Raw genomic sequence first — 18,091 nt, 5'->3', positions numbered from 1 at the left:
GCCCTACCAGCCGGCGGCCTCGGCCACGACCTCGTAGACGCCCTTGAGGTTGACCATGCGGGCGAGCTCCGACTGGTCGATGGTGACGCTGAACTGCTTCTCCAGGCCGGCGAGGATCTCGATGGAACGCAGCGAGTCCGCCGCGTGGTCCTCCTTGAAGAGGCTGGTCTCGGTGACCTCGTCCTCCTCGATTTCGAGAATGTCGCAGACAATGTCCTTGATCTTCTGCACGCGCTCGTCGTACGAAGTCATCAGGGGTAACCTTCCTATTCGGCGCGGCACCTCGGGGCCATTGCGCCCGCTTTTCTGCCGGAGATCTTTCTATGGCACCCCCGCGAGCCAGGGCAACGGCCACTGCATAAACCTGCCAACTCCGCCCGCCGGGAACTCCCCGCCCCGGGGCGGGTGTACGGCCGGGGCGGCCGGGGCACCGGGTAGTCGGGGGGCTTCCCGCCGAGGAGGTAGTGGACATGCGGCACCCCGACGCTCCGCACACCAGGCCCGAGGGCATCTCCCCGCACGCCCTGGGCAACGACACGCTGCTGCACGAGCTGGAGCAGCTGCACCGCACCCGGCACGAGACCTTTCTGTACGGGTCGGAGGAGGCGCTGAAACGCCACACCCTGCGGACCGGGCAACTGGAGGCGGAGTTCCTGCACCGGTTCCCGAACCGGCAGGTCACGGCCGCCCGTACCAGGGCCGGCGCGCGGGCGAGGGAGGCGGCGGCCCGGGTGGAGTCGCTGCCGGAGTAGCGGTCGGCGCCGCACCGCCCGGCGGGACACGCCGGGCCGTGGTGGCGTGCCCGGGGGCCGGGTGTCGGCCAGGGTGGAGGCAGAGCCCAGCCCCCCACCACCCGTACGGACACCTGGGAGCCCACCGATGCCCATCGCAAGCGTCAACCCCGCGACCGGCGAGACCCTGGAGACCTTCGAACCGCTGGACGCCGCCGGCCTCGAACAGCGGCTGGCCCGCGCCGAGGAGGCGTTCCGCACCTACCGCACCACGTCCTTCGCCCATCGCGCCGAGTTGCTGCGCCGCGCCGCCGACCTGCTGGACCAGGAGCAGGAGGCCGCGGCCCGCACGATGACCGAGGAGATGGGCAAGCCGCTGGCCGCCGCCCGTGCCGAGGCCGCCAAATGCGCGAAGGCGATGCGCTGGTACGCCGAGAACGCCGAGTCGTTGCTCGCCGACGAGCACCCCGACCCGGCCGACGTCGCCGACTCCGGCGCCGCCCGCGCCTACGTCCGTTACCGCCCGATCGGCGTCGTCCTCGCGGTGATGCCGTGGAACTTCCCGTTCTGGCAGGTGGTCCGGTTCGCCGCACCGGCCCTGATGGCGGGCAACGTGGGCCTGCTGAAGCACGCCTCCAACGTGCCCCGGACGGCCGTGGCGCTGGAGGACCTGTTCCGCCGGGCGGGCTTCCCGGAGGGCTGCTTCCAGACCCTGCTGATCGGCTCCGGCGCCGTGGAGGGCGTGATCCGCGACCGCCGGGTGGCCGCGGTGACGCTCACCGGCAGCGAGCCGGCCGGGCGCGCGGTCGCCGCCACGGCGGCCGACGAGGTGAAGAAGGCCGTCCTGGAGCTGGGCGGCAGCGACCCGTTCGTGGTGATGCCGAGCGCCGACGTGGACGCGGCCGTGCGCACCGCCGTCAAGGCACGGGCGCAGAACAACGGCCAGTCCTGCATCGCCGCGAAGCGATTCATCGTGCACACCGACGTCTACGACCGGTTCACCGCCGCCTTCAGCGAGGCCATGGGCTCACTGCGGATCGGCGACCCGATGGACGAGGCGACCGAGGTCGGCCCGCTGGCCAGCCGGCAGGGGCGGGCCGACCTGGAGGAGCTGGTCGAGGACGCGCGGGCGCACGGCGCCCGGGTGGAGTGCGGCGGGCGCCGCCCCGAGGGCCGGGACGCCGGCTGGTTCTACGAGCCGACGGTGCTGACCGGCATCACCCCGGCGATGCGGATCGACCAGGAGGAGACCTTCGGGCCGGTCGCCACCGTCTACCGGGTCGCCGACCTGGACGAGGCGGTGGCGCGGGCCAACGACACGCCGTTCGGCCTCAGCTCCAACGTCTGGACGGACGACCCGGCGGAGCAGGAGCGCTTCGTCCGGGACATCCAGGCCGGCGGGGTGTTCTTCAACGGCATGACGGCCTCGCACCCGGCGCTGCCCTTCGGCGGGGTCAAGCGCTCGGGCTTCGGGCGGGAGCTGTCGGGGCACGGGATCCGGGAGTTCTGCAACGTGACCACGGTCTGGCTCGCATAGCTCCCGCCCGGCACCCCGCACCCCCACCCCTTACTCCGGCCCGGGCCGGGTCAGGCCGCCATGCGGTGCTTGCCCGGGCCGGGTGTCACCCAGCGCGCGACCATGCCGCACAGGGCGATCAGGGTCGCGCCCCACACGACGCTGAAGATGATCAGCATCGGCAGCCAGCTCACCTGCGCCCCGACGAGACCGAGGCCGAGCGAGAGCGCGACCATGAGGGTCACGGCCGTCGGGGAGAGGCTGAGCAGCGCGTGCCAGGCGCGGTGCGCCCGGCTCGGGTGCTGCGGGGCGTCGGGACCGGTGTCGAGGTCCTTGTAGGTCAGCAGGTCCATCTGGGTTCGCCTCCGGACGTCGGGGGGACTGCCGGTGAGCAGCTCACGAGGCCTTGCGGGGAGCTGCGGACTTCCTGGGGGTGGTCTTCCTGGCGGCGGCCGTCGCGGTCTTCTTCGCCGCGGCGCCCTTCCCGGCCGCCGTACTCCTCGCCGCCGCCGTGCTCTTCCCGGCCGCGGTCGCCTTCCCGGCGGAGGCGGTCTTCCCGGCGGCGGGCGCGCGCCTGCGGGGCGCGGGCTTCTCCTCGGGCTCCTCCGCAGGCTCTTCTGCGGGCTCTTCCGCATCCGCCGCGGCCGCCCCACGGCCGCGCCGGTGCCCGCCCTTGGCCTCCTTGAGGCTGCTGCGCAGCGCCTCCATCAGGTCGATGACGTTGTCCGGTGCCTGGCCCGGCTCCTCCTCGTGGGGCACCTCGACGCCCTGCAGCCGGGCCTCGATGACCTGCTGCAGCGCGTGCTGGTAGTCGTCGTGGAGCTGGGAGAGGTCGAAGTCCTCGGAGAGGGTGTCCATGAGCGAGCGCGCCATCTTCAGCTCCTGCGGCCGCACGGTCACCTCCTCCTCGGGCGCGATCCCGGCGGCCGGCCGCACCTCGTCCGGCCAGATGCAGGTCTGCAGCACCAGCGTGCCGTCGTGGACCCGCAGCACCGCCGGGGACTCCCGGCTGCGCAGCGCGATCTTGGTGACGGCGATCTGGCCGGAGTCGGTGAGCGCGTCGCGCAGCAGTGCGTACGGCTTGGCGGCGGCCTTGTCGGCCACGCCGACGTAGTACGCCTTGGAGAACATCAGCGGGTCGATCTCGCCGGCGTCCACGAAGGCCAGCACGTCGATGATCTTCTTGCTGGGCAGCGGCAGGTCGGCGAGGTCCTCGTCGGTGAGCGTGACGGTGCGGCCGTCGGGGGACTCGTAGCCCCTGGCGATCTCCGCGTACGGGACCTCCTTCTCCTCCTGTTCGCAGTACCGCTTCATCCGCACCCGCCCGCCGTCCTTGGCGTGCACCTGGTGCAGCGCGACGTCGTGCTCCTGGGTGGCGGAGTACAGGTGCACGGGGATGCTGACCAGCCCGAAGCTGATCGTCCCCTTCCAGGTGGTCTGCACGGGGTCGCCCCTTTCCCGGAGGTCCCCCTACCGGAGATTTCCCACTCTGCCCGGATTCACCCCGATCGGCCACACGATCCCCGTGCGAGCCCCGTATCGGCGGACAATGGGCGGGCGGAACGAGGAGGTGGCGCGATGCCGGGAACAGAGCCGCCCCCGCCGCCCGACCGGACCACGTACACGGTGGCGTACACCGTCACCGGGGAGCCCGGGGTGCGGCGGGCGGAGGTGACGGTCGTGCCCGGGTACTCGCAGGAGAGCGACATCCCGCGCATCCTGGCCGCCCGCATCCCCGGGCGGCCGGCGGACGGGCAGCGGGCGGACGGGCAGCGGGACGAGCAGCCGCCGGACGGGCGCATCGTCCTGCTGGAGGTGCGCCCGGTGTGAGGCCCACGCGGCGCGGCCGGGCCTGGACGGGCCCGACCCGCCGAACGGAGGCACCGGCGCGTGTCACCGGTTGATCGTCCCGCGCCGGGCCGCTCCGCTCCCTAGCATCGGGACTCCGCGCCCTCCCCCGATATCGCGTGACGGAACGTCACCTCCCGCCCCAGGAGCGTTCATGCCCTCGTCCCCGGGCGGACCCGCCCGCACTGCCGGCCCCGGCCGCACTGCGCGCGCGCCCCGGCGCAGCTCCCTGCGCGCGCTCGGCGAGTGGTGCGCACGCCGCTCGATCCTCGTGATCGTGCTCTGGCTGGTCGCACTGGCCGGCGTCCAGGTGATCGACCGCGCGGTCGGCGGGACGTTCTCGGACGACTTCTCGCTCTCGAACACCCAGGCCCAGGAGGGGCGCGACGTCCTCCGGGAGCACGAGCCGTCGGTGGGCGGCACCAGCGCCCAGGTGGTACTCCACGACGCCCAGGCGCTGACCTCCTTCCAGAGCCAGGTCGACCAGGTGGTCGGCTCCCTGCGCCAACTGCCGCACGTGCAGTCCGTGCAGAGCCCGCTGCCGCCCTCCGGCCAGCCCGCCCCGCCCGGCGGCCCGCTCTCCGCGGACGGCCTCACCGGCTACATCACCGTCCGCTTCGACGTGAACCCCACCACCCTGGGCGACACCTACCTCGACGAGGTGGACACGGCCGTCGCCCCGCTGCGGGACGCCGGGGTGCAGGTCGAGTACGGCGGGCCGCTCGGTGAGCTGGCGCGTCCGGCCGCCGACGACCGGGTCAGCGAACTGATCGGCTTCGCCGTCGCGATCGTCGTCCTGCTGATCGGCTTCGGCAGCGTCATCGCGGCCGGCCTGCCGCTGGCCACCGCCCTGATCGGCGCCATCGTCGGCCTCGGGCTGCTCGGCCTGCTGGCCGCGGCCACCACGTTCGCCACCGTGGCCCCGACCCTGGCGACCATGATCGGCATCGGGGTCGGTATCGACTACGCGCTCTTCCTGCTCACCCGGCACCGGCAGAACCTGATGGACGGCAAGGACCCGGTGGCCGCCGCCGGGCACGCCGTGGCCACCAGCGGCCGGGCGGTGCTGGTCTCCGGCTGCACGGTGGTCATCGCCCTGGCCGGCCTGGTCGTCTCGCGGGTCGACTTCATCGCCAAGCTCGGCGCCGCCGCCGGGGTGACGGTGGTCTCCGCCGTGCTGGCCGCGCTGACCCTGCTTCCCGCGCTGATGGGCCTGATCGGCCGCCGGATGGACCGCTGGACCGTGCACCGACCGGTCGCCGAGACCGGGGCCGCACCCGGTGAGGAGATCACCGGCAGCTGGCACCGCTACGCCCAGCGGGTCGAGCGCCGCCCCTGGTGGTTCCTGACGGCCGGGGTGATCGTCGTCGCCGTCCTCGCCATCCCGCTCCTCTCCATCCAGCTCGGCCACATCGACGACGGGGCCGACCCGACCTCCTTCACCGACCGGCGCGCCTTCGACCTGATGTCCGACGCCTTCGGCCCCGGCTCGAACGGTCCGATCACCGTGGTCGTCGACCAGAGCGCCGTCCCCGCCGACGCCCGGCCCGCGCTGCAGAGCTCCGTGCAGCAGGCGCTCGCCGGCGTGCCCGACACGGCCGGCGTCACCCCGCTCCAGACCAGCTCCGACGGCGCCGTGCTGTTCGACACCGTTACACCCGCGCAGCGGCCGCAGGACCGGCAGACCACCGACCTGGTGGGCAACCTCTCCGGCACCGTCCTGCCGCAGGCCGTGGCGGGCACCGGCGCCGAGACCTACGTGACCGGAACGACCGCCGCCCAGGTCGAGTTCGGCGACATCGTCGCCGCGCGCCTGCTGCCGATCATCGCCGTCGTGGTCGGCCTGTCCTTCCTGATCATCCTCCTCGTCTTCCGCGGCCTGCTGGTCGCGGTCAAGGCGGCCGTCCTCAACCTGCTCTCCATCGCGGCCTCGTACGGCGTCGTCGTGGCGGTCTTCCAGTGGGGCTGGGGCGGGCCCGCGCTCGGGGTCTCGGGCACCGTACCGATCGAGAGCTACGTGCCGATGATGATGTTCGCCATCGTCTTCGGCCTCAGCATGGACTACGAGATCTTCCTGCTGTCCCGGGTGCACGAGGCCTGGCTGCGCACCGGGGACAGCCGGGGCAGCGTCGCGCACGCCCTGGAGATCACCGCCCGCGTGATCAGCTGCGCCGCACTCATCATGGTCAGCGTCTTCGCCGCCTTCATCGTCAGCGACAACATCGTCATCAAGATGATGGGCCTCGGGCTGGCCGTCAGCGTGCTGATCGACGCCACCGTCGTGCGGCTGCTCCTGGTGCCCGCCGTGATGACCCTGCTCGGTTCGGCCGCCTGGTGGACGCCCCGGGCGCTGGACCGGATCCTGCCGCACATCGACACGGAGGGCGAGGAGTCGTGACCCCGTGCGGCGCCCTCAGGCGTCGAGCGAGGCCAGCGTGACGATGGTGATGTCGGACGGCGCCCCGACCCGGACCGGCGGGCCCCAGGCGCCGGCGCCGCGGGTCACGTAGAGCTGGGTGTCGCCGTACCGCTCCAGCCCGGCGACGGTGGGGTTGGCCAGTTCGGCGAGGTAGTTGCCGGGCCAGAGCTGGCCGCCGTGGGTGTGACCGGACAGCTGGAGGTCGACGCCGTGCCGCACGGCGTCGTGGATGGTGACCGGCTGGTGCGAGAGCAGCACCGAGGTGCGGGAGCGGTCGCGGTCGCCGAGCGCCCTGGCGAAGTCCGGGCCGTCGCCCTCGGAGCGCCCGGCGAGGTCGTTCACCCCGGCCAGGTCGAAGCCGGGCAGTTCGACGCGCGCGTTCTGCAGCGGGTGGACGCCCAGCTCGCGGACGAAGTCCACCCAGGGTGCCGCGCCGGAGAAGTACTCGTGGTTGCCGGTGACGAAGTACGCGCCGTCGCGTGCCCGCAGCTGCGCCAACGGCTCCGCGGCACGGCCGAGTTCGGGCACCGTGCCGTCCACCAGGTCGCCCACGATCGCGATCAGGTCGGGCTGCGCGCCGTTGATCGTGTCGACGATCCGCTGCGTGTGGCCGCGGCCGAGGATCGGCCCGAGGTGGATGTCGCTGACCACGGCGATCCGGTAGCCGTGCGCGCGGGCGGGCAGCTTGGCCAGCGGCACGGTGACCTGCTTCAGCCGCGGCCCGCGCAGCACCCCGTACGCGCCGTTGCCGACGATGGCCGCCGCCGCACCGGAGGCGCCGATCGCGACCGTCCGGGCGACGAAGAGCCGGCGCTCGGGCGAGGGGGCGGACGGCGGCGCCTCCTCGGACCGGCGCTCGGGCGAAGGGCCGGACGGTGGCGCCTCCCCGGACCGGCGCGCTCCGGCGGGAGCCGGCGACGATCGACGCGGGAGCCGGAGCAGCAGCGGCCGGACGGCCTCGCCGACCGCGAGCGCCATCAGCAGGTAGAGCAGCACGGCGAGCCAGAGGTACCCCGGCCAGGCCACAAGGCGCTCGACGGACATCGGCAGCTTCCGCCCGCCGACCAGCGCGCCCACCGCGAGCAGCGGCAGGACGACGGCGAGCACCGTCCCGGTCCGGCGCCACCAGCCGCCGGGCGCGGAGACGTCGCGCACCAGGCGCCGCCAGAGGTACCAGTGCGCGAGGGCCAGGGCGGCGAGGACGGCGAGCAGGCCGAGCACCACGAGGACGATCATCACGCGGCCAGTATTCACGGCCCGCCGACGGGCTCCCGCAGCGGGCCCGTGGAGACTTTCCGGAGGCGCCCCGGTGGCCCTCCGTAGGCCCGAACTGCCTGACGCTGCCTCAGATTTGAGCTTTCCACGACATCTGTTCACCCACCCTGACCTGGCCTTTTGTGTCCGCTGAGCGAACAATTTCCGGTGCCTTGTTCCGATACTCGTAGGTAGAAGTTAGGTTGCACCGCAATGCGCGGGTCCGTCCCCCACCCTCCGGTGAACGAGCCGAGGGTCAGCCGCGCTGGAAAGGCAACAGGACACCCTCACATGAGTGCGGAAACCACCACCTCGGCCGAGAAGTCGCCGGTCGACGCCGGCACCCGGCAAGACCACGGCCACGGCACACCCGGCCTCGGCGCCGACGGGCACCTGAAGCCCGGGCTCAAGAACCGCCACCTGTCGATGATCGCGATCGGCGGCGTGATCGGCGCCGGCCTCTTCGTCGGCTCCGGCGCGGGCATCGCGTCCACCGGCCCCGGCATCCTGCTCTCCTACACGCTGGCCGGTGTGCTGGTCGTGCTGGTGATGCGGATGCTCGGCGAGATGGCCGCGGCGGACCCGCAGAGCGGCTCGTTCTCCGCGTACGCGGACCGGGCACTCGGCCGCTGGGCCGGGTTCACCATCGGCTGGCTGTACTGGTTCTTCTGGGTCGTGGTGCTGGCCGTCGAGGCCACCGCCGGAGCGAAGATCCTCAACAACTGGGTGCCCGGGGTGCCGCAGTGGGGGTGGGCGCTGATCGTGATGGCGGTGCTGACCGCCACCAACCTCTTCTCGGTCGCCTCCTACGGCGAGTTCGAGTTCTGGTTCGCCGGGATCAAGGTGGTGGCGATCGCCGCCTTCCTGGTGATCGGCGTCCTGGCCGCGTTCGGGCTGCTGCCCGGCACCCACGCGGTCGGCACGGAGAACCTGACCGGCCACGGCGGCTTCCTGCCGCACGGTGTGGGAGCGGTCTTCACCGGCATGCTGACAGTCGTCTTCGCCTTCATGGGCAGCGAGATCGTCACCCTGGCCGCCGGCGAGTCGGAGGACCCGGAGAAGGCGGTCAGCAAGGCCACCAACAGCGTGATCTGGCGGATCGGCGTCTTCTACCTGGGCTCGATCCTGCTCGTGGTCACCCTGCTGCCGTGGGACTCCGACGCCGTCAAGGGCAGCCCGTACGTGGCCGTGCTGGAGCACGTCGGCATCCCGGGCGCCGGCCAGGTGATGGACGTGATCGTGCTGACGGCCGTGCTCTCCTGCCTCAACTCGGGCATGTACACCGCCTCGCGGATGGCGTTCTCGCTCGGCCAGCGCGGTGACGCGCCCAAGGCCTTCGCCACCGTGACCCGGCGCGGCGTGCCGCTGGTCGCCATCCTCTCCTCGGTGGTCTTCGGCTTCGTCGCCGTCTTCTTCAACTACACCTCCCCCGACACCGTCTTCTCCTTCCTGCTCAACTCCTCCGGCGCGGTCGCGCTCTTCGTCTGGCTGGTGATCTGCTTCTCCCAGCTGAAGATGCGCAAGATCATCGAGAACGAGATGCCGGAGCGCCTGACCGTGCGGATGTGGCTGTACCCCTACCTCACCTGGGCCGCCATCGGCATGATCGGGTTCGTGATGGCGTACATGTTCACCGACGCCGACGGGCGCAAGCAGATGTACCTGTCGCTGGTCGCCGCAGCCATCGTGCTGACGGCATCGGCCGTGGTGGGCCGTCGGCGGCGGGCCGCGGCGGTGGCACCGGCCGCCTGATCCGGACCGCGCCGCCCGTGCACACCGGGCCCGGGAGCCGTTGCGGCGGCTCCCGGGTCCGGTGCCGTCTCCGCCTCGGACTCCGCTTCGGCACCGGACCATGACGAGGCGGATATGACCAGCCGACGGCCAGCCCCTACCCTTTCCCCCTATGCGAGATCTTGTGGCGGGGATGGGGTACCTGGCCAAGGGCCAGAAGTGGGTGGGGCGGCACGGCCGCTGGTGGGCGTTCGGGATGATCCCCGCGCTGCTCACCCTGATCGGATACGCGGTGGCGCTGGGGTTCCTCGGCGACTGGTCGGAGGACCTCGCCGCCTGGGCCACCCCCTTCGCCGACGACTGGGGCTCGCCCTGGCAGGGCCTGCTGCGCGGCGCGCTCGCGCTGATCGTCTTCGGCGGCGGGCTGCTGATCTCGCTGATCACGTTCACCGCCGTCACGCTCCTGGTCGGCCAGCCGTTCTACGAGTCGCTCTGCGAGAAGGTGGACGAGAGCGAGGGCGGCGCGCCCACCCCGCCGGACGTTCCGCTCTGGCGTGAGCTGGTGGTCTCGGCACGCGACAGCCTGTACGTGCTGGTCCGGGTGGCCGGGTTCGGCATCCTGCTGTTCGCCTGCGGATTCATCCCGGTGGTCGGGCAGACGCTGGTGCCGGTCGCCGGCTTCCTGGTCTCCGGTTTCTTCATGGCGGTCGAGCTGACCGCGGTCGCCCTCCAGCGGCGCGGGGTGCCGCAGCGCGAGCGGATCCGGCTGCTGCGTGCCCGCCTCGGGCTGGCGCTCGGCTTCGGCGTGCCGCTGATCCTGGCCTTCCTGGTCCCGTTCGTCACCGTTCTCGCCATGCCGGGGGCCGTCGCCGGCGCCACGCTGCTGGGCCGGGACCTGGTGCCGGTCGAGGAGGCCGAGAGCGAGGAGGAAGAGGAGGACGGCCCCGCCGACGGGTCCACCCCCCGCTTCCCCTCCTACCCGGCGTACACGGAGCAGCAGCCGGTGCCCGGCAACCCGTACGCGAACGCTCCGGTGGCGGCCGAGCACAACCCGTACCGGAGCCACTGATCCGGTGACCGGCCGGTCACCCTGCGCCCATCGGCGGGCGGCCCGGGTGTGAAGCCGCCCACACGGCCTTTCCCGTCTACTGCCGTCGATAGTGGTCGGCCGCGCGCGGAGGCGGCCCGGAGGGTCGGGGGCGGGGCGGCCGGACCGGCCAGCCCCGGGCCGGGAGCCGACGGGAGACCGGAAGAACGCAGGCGGCGGGCCCGTCCGGGCCGATTGTTCGTCGACGGTGCAAGCGATTCACCCCCTGTTTGAACAAAACGGACAAATCATCTCGAAGCGCCCGGCCATGGCCGGGCGCTTCGTCGTTCCCCCCGCCCCACCCACTACTGCGCGTAGTACCTGGCGCCTTTGCCGCCCGCGCCGCGCTCTGCCAAGAATGGCCCGTCGCCAGGCAGCGCGGACCGGCCCCACGGCCGCCGCGCACCCCGCCCGCCCCGCCCTCACCGCCGGGGTGCCATGGCCGTCCCGGACGGCATTGCGGGCCCCCGCTCACCCGAGCCCCGCCCCGCGTGCCGGATGCCCCCGTGCTCCCGACGCGGCCCCCGACGGAAAAGGATCGTCCGCTCCATGCAGCTCAGCCATGCCCGCCGCAACTCGCTGATCACCGGTATCACCACCCTCGTGGTGGCGAGCGCGGCCACCGCCGCCCTCGCCATCCCGCAGAGCGGCGGCAACGTCGCCGAGGCCGCCGCCCCGGTGGCCGGGGTCGCCGGGGTCTCCGTGGACGGGCAGCCGGCCGCAGCCGAGGCCCCCCAGGCCGACGCCGCCGCTGCCGCGGCCGCCCAGGCTCAGGCCGCCGCCCAGGCGCAGGCCGAGGCGGACGCCGCTGCCGCTGCCGCGCAGGCCCAGGCCGCCGCCCAGGCGCAGGCCGAGGCCGACGCGAAGGCCCAGGCGGACGCCAAGGCCAAGGCCGACGCCCAGGCCGCCGCCTCCCGCTCGCAGCAGCGCCCGGCCCTCAACGCCAAGCCGAGCTACTCCGGCAGCCCGCGCGACATCGCCGCCCAGATCGTCCCGGCCGGCCAGCTGCAGTGCTTCAGCAACATCGTCTCCCACGAGAGCAGCTGGAACCCGCTCGCCGTCAACGCCTCCTCCGGCGCCTACGGCCTGGTCCAGGCCCTCCCCGGCTCCAAGATGGCCTCCGCCGGCTCCGACTGGCGCACCAACCCGGCCACCCAGATCAAGTGGGGCCTGGACTACATGAACTCCCGCTACGGCAGCCCCTGCGCCGCCTGGTCGTTCTGGCAGTCGCACCACTGGTACTAAGCCGGCCCCGACTCACCAGGGCATAGCCGAGGACCCCGCGCGGAACTCCGCGCGGGGTCCTCGGCTTTCCCGCCCACCGAACCGCTTCCCGCCCACGGGGCCGCCGGGTGCGGTGCTGACGTGGACGCGCCCGGCACGACGGGTGAAGATATGGCGCACGCTCGTACGATTTGACGGGTATTGCTCAGAATTACGGGACGTCAGGCCTTTGCCACCTCCCGCATCCGCTCCTACGCTCCGGCCTCATGCCCTCACCTCTGATCAGCGTCGTACTCCCCGCCTACGACCAGCAGAAACAGCTCCCGGAGTGCCTGGACTCGCTGCTCGCCCAGTCCTTCCGCGACTTCGAGGTCATCGTGGTCGCGGACCGGTCCCCCGACTCCCCGGCCGGGCTCGTCGACGCGTTCGCGGCCCGGCACCCGCAGGTCACGGTGCTCCACCTGCACGCCGCCGTCGGCGTCGGCGTCAGCCGCAACGCGGGGGCGGCGCGGGCGCGCGGCGAGTACCTGCTCTTCCTGGACGCCGACCACCTGCTGCCCCGGGACGCCCTGCGGTCCATGGCCGACCGGCTGGCGCAGACCGGGCCGGTGGACGTGCTGCTGTTCGGCCACACCCGGCGGCACGGCGGGCGGGACTGGCCGGGCGGCGCGGAGGCACTGCTGGCCGAGGCGGGGCCGGACGTGTTCGGGCCGCTGGACCACCCCGAGCTGGTCGGCGCGCCCGCACTGGCCTGGGACCGGCTGCTGCGCCGCGAGCACTGGCAGGGCCGGGAGCTGGCCTTCCCGGACGGCCGGTACGAGGAGATCGCGCCGGTCCACGGGGCGATGCTGACCGCCGGGCGGATCGCCGTACTGTCACGCGCCTGCGTCCAGCTGCGCCGCCGCGAGACCGTCCACCCCACCGGCTCGCCCGGGAGCAGCCGGTTCGACATCTTCGAGCAGTACGAGCGGAGCTTCGCGCAGCTGGACGAACTGGTGGCCGGGCGGCCCGAGCTGGACACCCTCCGGGACGCGCTGTTCATCCGGATGATCCGGCACTACCTCTTCGTCTTCGACCTCGCCGGGTGCGTGTCGCGCGCCGAGCGTCCGCAGTTCTTCCACCGCGCCGCCGAGCACCACCGCCGGTTCCTGCCGGCCGGGCACCGGCGGCCGGCCGGCCGCGAGGGCGTGAAGTTCTCCCTGCTGGCCGGCGGTGCCTACCCGGCGTTCGAGATGGCCAAGCTCTCGCACATCGCCAAGGGCACCCTCACGGGCTCGGCGCGGCGCAAGGCTTCCTGACAGCGGTCACGCGTGGGCGGTGCCGCCGTCGGCGGCCATCGCGGCGGCGATCCGCCGGGCGGTCGCGGCCCACGCCTCGGCGGACAGCGGCGGCAGGACGTCCATCCAGAGCGGGAGGGTGGAACCGCGCAGCTGCATCATGCCCTCGGGCCGGGCGATCAGCCAGAGGTGCAGGCGCGCGGCGCCGTCACCCCACTTGTTGACGTGCACCCGGGCGATGCCGCCGAGCGAGAGCAGGGCCGCCTCGACCCTCCCCCAGCCTTCGGCTGGGAGGTGCCCCCATCCGCATCGGGCCGAGCTCGGCGGCGCGCCCGGGCGGCAGGTCGAGCAGGTCGTGGTGGTCGCGCGGCTGGAGCAGGACGACGGCGGGCAGTCCGGAGGGGGCCTCGGCGGTGCTCAGCCGCCAGTGCTCGTCCGTCCAGAGGAAGTCCGCGTCCGGGCGGGCGCACTGCCGGCAGCTCTCCGGCCCGTCATCGCCCTGGCGGGGCGGTTCGGGCAGCTCGGGCGCGTCGAGCACCTTGGCCCGGAGCTCGCCCTCGAACGGGAAGATGTCCCAGGAGTGGGCGCCGTCGACCGGGAGGGGCGGGCGCTCGCCGATCGGCAGGCCGGCGAGGTAGGGGCTGGTTCCGGCGGTGTCGCCGGTCTCGTCCTCGGTGATCATGGCAGTCGACCCTCCCAGATGACACCCCGTCGGCGGTACCCCGGGGTGGCCCGTACCGCGGGCGGGGGCCCGGCTGCGATGATCGGCGGCGGTACGCCAGCCCGCCCCACCCCGGGAGGACCACCGTGAGCCGACCGTCCGCCCACCCCGGCGCCGACCTCGCCCGGGAGTTGGCCGCCACGCTGCGCGGCGAGGTCCGCTTCGGCGCCGCCGAACGCACCGTCTACAGCCACGACGCCTCCAACTACCGCCACCTGCCGCTCGGCGTGGTCAAGCCGGCCGACCTGGACGACGTGCGCACCGCGCTCGCGCTCTGCCGCCAGTACGGCGTGCCGGTGGTGCCGCGCGGGGCCGGGACCAGCATCGGCGGGCAGGCGATCGGCCCGGGCGCCGTCGTCCTGGACTTCCGGCGCCACCTGGGCGCGGTGCTCGGGGTGGACCGGGACCGCCGCACCGCCCGGGTGGAGCCCGGCGCCGTCCTGGACGACCTCCAGCGGGCCGCCCGCCCGCACGGGCTGCGGTTCGGGCCGGACCCGTCCACACACAGCCGGTGCACGCTCGGCGGCATGATCGGCAACGACTCCTGCGGCGCGCACTCGGTGGCCTGGGGGCGGACGGCCGACAACGTGGAGTCGCTGGACCTGCTGCTCGCCGACGGCACCGAGCTGACCGTCGGCGGCCCGCTCGGGCCCCACGAGCGCGCCGCACTGCTGGAGCTGCCCGGCCGGGCCGGCCAACTCCACCGCGATCTCCAGGAGTTCACCGACCGCAATCTCGCCCTGATCCGCCAGGGCATGCCGGACCTGCCCCGCCGCACCTCCGGCTACCCGCTGGACGCGCTGCTGCCCGAGCGGGGGTACGACCTCGCCCGGGCGCTCACCGGCACCGAGGGCACCTGCGCGCTGCTGCTCGGCGCGACCGTCCGGCTGGTCGAGGAGCCGCCGGTCCGCGCCCTGGTGGTGGCCGGCTACCCCGACGAGACCGCCGCCGCCGACGCCGTGCCCGCACTGCTGCCCCTGCGCCCGCTGACCGTCGAGGGGATGGCCGCCGACCTGATCGCCGCGCTGCTCGCCGCCGGGCCGCGCCCACCGGCACTGGACCGGCTGCCCGACGGCTCCTGCTGGCTCTTCCTGGAGGTCGGTGGCGCCACCGCGCTGGAGGCCTACCAGGCCGCCCGAGGGCTCGCGGACGCGGTGCGCCGCGAGCCCTCGGCCGCCGTCGCCCTGGTCACCGACCCGGGCGAGCAGCGTCAGCTGTGGAGGGTGCGCGAGGCCGGCGCCGGGATCGCCACCCGGCTGCCCGGGGGCGGCGAGGCCTGGCCCGGCTGGGAGGACTCGGCCGTCCCGCCGGAGCGCCTCGGCGACTACCTGCGCGACCTTCGGGCACTGCTGCGCCGGCACAGTCTGCGCGGAATCCCGTACGGGCACTTCGGCGAGGGCTGCGTCCACCTGCGGATCGACTTCCCGCTCACCGAGCCCCAAGGGGTGCTGGTGTTCCGGGAGTTCATGGAGCAGGCGGCCGATCTCGCGGTCTCGTACGGGGGTTCGCTCTCCGGCGAGCACGGCGACGGGCAGGCCCGGGGCGAGCTGCTGCCACGCATGTACCGGCCCGAAATCATCGGCCTGTTCGGCGGGTTCAAGCGGATCTGGGATCCCGAGAACCTGCTCAACCCGGGCACCCTGGTCGACCCGCGCCCGCTCGACTCCGACCTGCGCTTCGCCGGGCCGGTACGCGAACTGCCGCTCGCCCTCCCCTACGAGCAGGACGGCGGCAGCCTCGCCAAGGCGGTGCGCCGCTGCGTCGGCGTCGCCAAGTGCGTCGATCCCGACACCGGGGTGATGTGCCCGAGTTACATGGCCACCAGCGAGGAACGGCACTCCACCCGGGGCCGCGCCCGGCTGCTCGCCGAGATGCTGCGCGGCGGCGCGGGGGCCACCGGGAGCGCGATCCCGGACGGCTGGCACTCGCCCGAGGTCCGGGAGGCGCTGGACCTCTGCCTCGGCTGCAAGGGCTGCGCGAGCGACTGCCCGGTCCACGTCGACATGGCCACCTACAAGACCGAGTTCCTGTACCAGCACTACCGCCACCGGCCGCGGCCCCTCCCCCACTACTCGATGGGCTGGCTGCCGCTCTGGCTGCGGGCGGTCGCCCTCGCCCCCGGCGCGGCCAACCTGGTCGCCCGTTCCCCCGCGGCCGGGCTGCTGAAGCGGCTCGGCGGGGTGGACCGGCGCCGGGTCGTCCCGGTCTTCCCGCCCGAGACCTTCACCCGCTGGTACCGCCGCCACCGCGCCGCCGGCCCGGCCCCGGCCGGCGCCCGGCCCGTGCTGCTCTGGCCGGACACCTTCTCCGACCACCTCCAGCCGAACGTGCTGCGCGCCGCCGTCGAGGTGCTGGAACACCTCGGCTTCGACGTCCGGCTGCCGGCCGGCCCGGTCTGCTGCGGCCTGACCTGGTACTCCACCGGCCAACTCGGCACCGCCCGGCGGGTGATGCGCCGCAGCCTGCGGGCGCTGGCCGCCACCGGACTGCCCGAGGACACCCCGGTGGTCGGCATGGACCCGAGCTGCACCGCCACCCTGCGCGAGGACCTGCCCCGCCTGCTCGGCCCCGACGGCCGCCCGCTCGCCCTGCGGACCCGCACCTTCGCCGAGTTCGTCGACGAGTACGCGCCGGACGCCCCGCTCCCCCAGGCCCCCGTCGACGCGATCACCCAGACCCACTGCCACCAGCACGCCGTGCTCGGCACCGCCGCCGACCGCCGGGTCGAGGCCCGGATGGGCCTGCGGAACCGGGTCCTGGACTCCGGCTGCTGCGGCCTGGCCGGCAACTTCGGCTTCGAGCAGGGCCACTTCGAGGTGTCGGAGGCGATCGCCGAACGCGTCCTGCTCCCGGAGGTCCGGGCTGCCGCGCAGTCCACGGTGATCCTGGCCGACGGCTTCAGCTGCCGCACCCAGATCTCCCAACTCGCCGAAGGGCGGCAGTCGCTGCACCTCGCGGAGCTGATGCAGCGGGCACTGCGCGAGGGCCGATGACGGTTCGATCCCGCACGCCTTCGGTCTGGGTAGCCGGCGCTAGCGCTTGACCGCCACGCCCCCGTACATCGCGATGTCCTGGTCGCGCACGGGGGCGGCGTCCGCGTCGGGCCGCCAGTGGTGGACCAGGGTCACGCCCGGGTCGAGCAGCTCGTAGCCGTCGACGGTGACTCCCGGACAGGGCTTGGCAGTTCCCGGATCGCGGGCACCGCCGCGGGGCGAGACCTGCGACGCCCGCACCCCGGACGCGCGCACCCCAGACGCGCGCACCGCAAAGGCGCGCACCCCCGGACGCGCACACCGGACGCGCACCGGACGAATCGCTGACACCGCCCACCCCGGCCCGCCACAATGACGGCATGACGCTGACCACCGCCGAGGCGGACAAGATCCTCGCCGACAACTTCGCCCGCTGGGTGCAGGAGCTCGGCCTCTCGGTGACCGAGACCGGCCCACGGCACGCCGTCCTGCGGCTGCCGTGGTCCGACCGACTGGCGCGCGAGGGCGGCGGGTTGTCCGGTCAGGCGCTGATGGCCGCCGCCGACACCGCGAGCGTCGTCGCGGTCTCCGCGGCGCTGGGCGGCTTCGGGCCGATGACCACCGTCCAGCAGTCGACCAGCTTCCAGCGTGCCGTCACCGGCCGGGACGTCCTGGTGCACGCCCGGGTCACCAAGCTGGGGCGGCGGATCGCCTTCCTCGACATCACCCTGACCGCCGAGGGCGAGGACGAGCCCGCCGCCCACGCCACCACCGTGTACGCGCTGGCCGGTTGAGGCCCGTCGCCGGTCACACGCCCGGCCGCCACAGGCCCCGCGCCGCTACACACCCTGCGGCTGCTGCACCTCCGTCGACCTCGGGTTCTCCTCCGCGCAGACCGCCGAGACGAACTCCGCCAGCCGGGCCTGCGGCAGCCCCCGGGCGATGTCGGCCTCGCTGATCATCCCGACGAGCTCGTGCTCCGGGTGGTTGATCACCGGCAGCCGGCGCACCCGGTACTGCTCCATCACCCGCAGCACCTGCTCGGCGTCCTCGTCCGCCTCGACCGTCATCGGCCGCCCCTGGGCCAGTTCGCCCGCGGTGACCTCCGCCGGGTCGCGGCCCTCGGCGACGCACTTCAGCACGATGTCCCGGTCGGTGACGATGCCCAGCAGCTTCTGCCGCTCACCGCAGATGGGCAACGCCCCGACGTCGCGTTCCTTCATGATCCGGGCTGCGGTGGCGAGCGTCTCGTGCTCGCGGATGCACTCCGCGCCCGGGTGCATGATGTCGCTGGCTCTGGTCATGATCGGC

17 protein-coding genes and 1 pseudogene are annotated in these 18,091 nt (G+C 73.6%); 10 read left to right on the top strand and 8 right to left on the bottom strand.

Annotation, left to right across the window (positions count from 1 at the left end; translation table 11 throughout):
- Positions 1–3: 3 nt before the first annotated feature.
- The gene (locus ACZ6NC_RS21245) at positions 4–252 is read right to left on the bottom strand and encodes an acyl carrier protein (protein ID WP_465734954.1); all 249 of its coding nucleotides are present in this window, start codon (positions 250–252) and stop codon (positions 4–6) included.
- Between the two features lie 218 nt (positions 253–470).
- On the opposite strand from ACZ6NC_RS21245, the gene ACZ6NC_RS21240 reads away from it, so the two are divergent.
- Positions 471–752, top strand: a complete 282-nt coding sequence (locus tag ACZ6NC_RS21240) for a DUF6158 family protein (protein ID WP_465734952.1) — start codon at positions 471–473, stop codon at positions 750–752.
- Between the two features lie 127 nt (positions 753–879).
- On the top strand, positions 880–2,268 hold the full coding sequence (locus ACZ6NC_RS21235; protein WP_465734950.1) for an NADP-dependent succinic semialdehyde dehydrogenase: 1,389 nt from the start codon (positions 880–882) through the stop codon (positions 2,266–2,268).
- Between the two features lie 50 nt (positions 2,269–2,318).
- On the opposite strand, the gene ACZ6NC_RS21230 is transcribed toward ACZ6NC_RS21235, so the two are convergent.
- Both ACZ6NC_RS21230 and ku read right to left on the bottom strand, forming a co-directional pair.
- A complete protein-coding gene (locus tag ACZ6NC_RS21230) occupies positions 2,319–2,600 on the bottom strand; it encodes a hypothetical protein (RefSeq protein WP_465734948.1) in 282 nt (93 codons plus the stop codon).
- Positions 2,601–2,643: 43 nt separating this feature from the next.
- The gene (ku, locus tag ACZ6NC_RS21225) at positions 2,644–3,690 is read right to left on the bottom strand and encodes a non-homologous end joining protein Ku (RefSeq protein WP_465734946.1); all 1,047 of its coding nucleotides are present in this window, start codon (positions 3,688–3,690) and stop codon (positions 2,644–2,646) included.
- A 135-nt stretch (positions 3,691–3,825) separates the two neighbouring features.
- Between ku and ACZ6NC_RS21220 the strand changes: the two genes are divergently transcribed.
- Both ACZ6NC_RS21220 and ACZ6NC_RS21215 read left to right on the top strand, forming a co-directional pair.
- The gene (locus ACZ6NC_RS21220) at positions 3,826–4,077 is read left to right on the top strand and encodes a hypothetical protein (RefSeq protein ID WP_465734944.1); all 252 of its coding nucleotides are present in this window, start codon (positions 3,826–3,828) and stop codon (positions 4,075–4,077) included.
- Positions 4,078–4,249: 172 nt separating this feature from the next.
- Positions 4,250–6,493, top strand: a complete 2,244-nt coding sequence (locus tag ACZ6NC_RS21215; RefSeq protein WP_465734942.1) for an MMPL family transporter — start codon at positions 4,250–4,252, stop codon at positions 6,491–6,493.
- 15 nt (positions 6,494–6,508) lie between these two features.
- On the opposite strand, the gene ACZ6NC_RS21210 is transcribed toward ACZ6NC_RS21215, so the two are convergent.
- Complete coding sequence (locus ACZ6NC_RS21210) at positions 6,509–7,750, bottom strand: metallophosphoesterase (RefSeq protein ID WP_465735003.1); 1,242 nt, start codon at positions 7,748–7,750, stop codon at positions 6,509–6,511.
- Positions 7,751–8,059: 309 nt separating this feature from the next.
- Here ACZ6NC_RS21210 and ACZ6NC_RS21205 point away from each other — a divergent pair, with 309 nt between their 5' ends.
- The 4 genes from ACZ6NC_RS21205 to ACZ6NC_RS21190 all read left to right on the top strand — a co-directional run bounded on the left by ACZ6NC_RS21205 (position 8,060) and on the right by ACZ6NC_RS21190 (position 13,108).
- Positions 8,060–9,520 carry an amino acid permease gene (locus ACZ6NC_RS21205; RefSeq protein WP_465734940.1) on the top strand — a complete coding sequence of 487 codons (1,461 nt, stop codon included), beginning with the start codon at positions 8,060–8,062 and terminating at the stop codon, positions 9,518–9,520.
- Between the two features lie 151 nt (positions 9,521–9,671).
- Complete coding sequence (locus tag ACZ6NC_RS21200) at positions 9,672–10,568, top strand: EI24 domain-containing protein (protein ID WP_465734938.1); 897 nt, start codon at positions 9,672–9,674, stop codon at positions 10,566–10,568.
- 567 nt (positions 10,569–11,135) lie between these two features.
- The gene (locus ACZ6NC_RS21195) at positions 11,136–11,831 is read left to right on the top strand and encodes an aggregation-promoting factor C-terminal-like domain-containing protein (RefSeq protein ID WP_465734936.1); all 696 of its coding nucleotides are present in this window, start codon (positions 11,136–11,138) and stop codon (positions 11,829–11,831) included.
- Between the two features lie 245 nt (positions 11,832–12,076).
- Positions 12,077–13,108: a glycosyltransferase family 2 protein gene (locus tag ACZ6NC_RS21190; protein ID WP_465734934.1), complete on the top strand. Its 1,032-nt coding sequence runs from the start codon at positions 12,077–12,079 to the stop codon at positions 13,106–13,108.
- 6 nt (positions 13,109–13,114) lie between these two features.
- Here ACZ6NC_RS21190 and ACZ6NC_RS21185 read toward each other — a convergent pair whose 3' ends face one another.
- Both ACZ6NC_RS21185 and ACZ6NC_RS21180 read right to left on the bottom strand, forming a co-directional pair.
- Entirely contained in the window at positions 13,115–13,318 is a 204-nt protein-coding gene (locus tag ACZ6NC_RS21185) for a hypothetical protein (protein ID WP_465734932.1), read from the bottom strand.
- Positions 13,296–13,769, bottom strand: coding sequence for a hypothetical protein (locus ACZ6NC_RS21180; RefSeq protein ID WP_465734931.1), 474 nt, complete (start codon positions 13,767–13,769; stop codon positions 13,296–13,298). The genes ACZ6NC_RS21185 and ACZ6NC_RS21180 overlap by 23 nt, the downstream gene beginning before the upstream one ends.
- Before the next feature lie 125 nt (positions 13,770–13,894).
- Here ACZ6NC_RS21180 and ACZ6NC_RS21175 point away from each other — a divergent pair, with 125 nt between their 5' ends.
- Positions 13,895–16,801, top strand: coding sequence for an FAD-binding and (Fe-S)-binding domain-containing protein (locus tag ACZ6NC_RS21175; RefSeq protein WP_465734929.1), 2,907 nt, complete (start codon positions 13,895–13,897; stop codon positions 16,799–16,801).
- 39 nt (positions 16,802–16,840) lie between these two features.
- Here ACZ6NC_RS21175 and ACZ6NC_RS21170 read toward each other — a convergent pair.
- Positions 16,841–16,960: pseudogene (locus tag ACZ6NC_RS21170) on the bottom strand (SAM-dependent methyltransferase); the annotation flags it as partial.
- Positions 16,961–17,160: 200 nt separating this feature from the next.
- On the opposite strand from ACZ6NC_RS21170, the gene ACZ6NC_RS21165 reads away from it, so the two are divergent.
- Positions 17,161–17,574, top strand: coding sequence for a PaaI family thioesterase (locus tag ACZ6NC_RS21165; protein ID WP_465734927.1), 414 nt, complete (start codon positions 17,161–17,163; stop codon positions 17,572–17,574).
- A gap of 45 nt (positions 17,575–17,619) precedes the next feature.
- Here ACZ6NC_RS21165 and ACZ6NC_RS21160 read toward each other — a convergent pair whose 3' ends face one another.
- Positions 17,620–18,084 carry a CBS domain-containing protein gene (locus ACZ6NC_RS21160; RefSeq protein WP_465734925.1) on the bottom strand — a complete coding sequence of 155 codons (465 nt, stop codon included), beginning with the start codon at positions 18,082–18,084 and terminating at the stop codon, positions 17,620–17,622.
- Between the last annotated feature and the right edge of the window lie 7 nt (positions 18,085–18,091).

It is taken from the genome of Kitasatospora sp. NPDC041988 (genome assembly GCF_055588525.1).
Note: the sequence above shows the minus strand (reverse complement) of the source record. Positions and strands in the feature narration are given on the sequence as shown.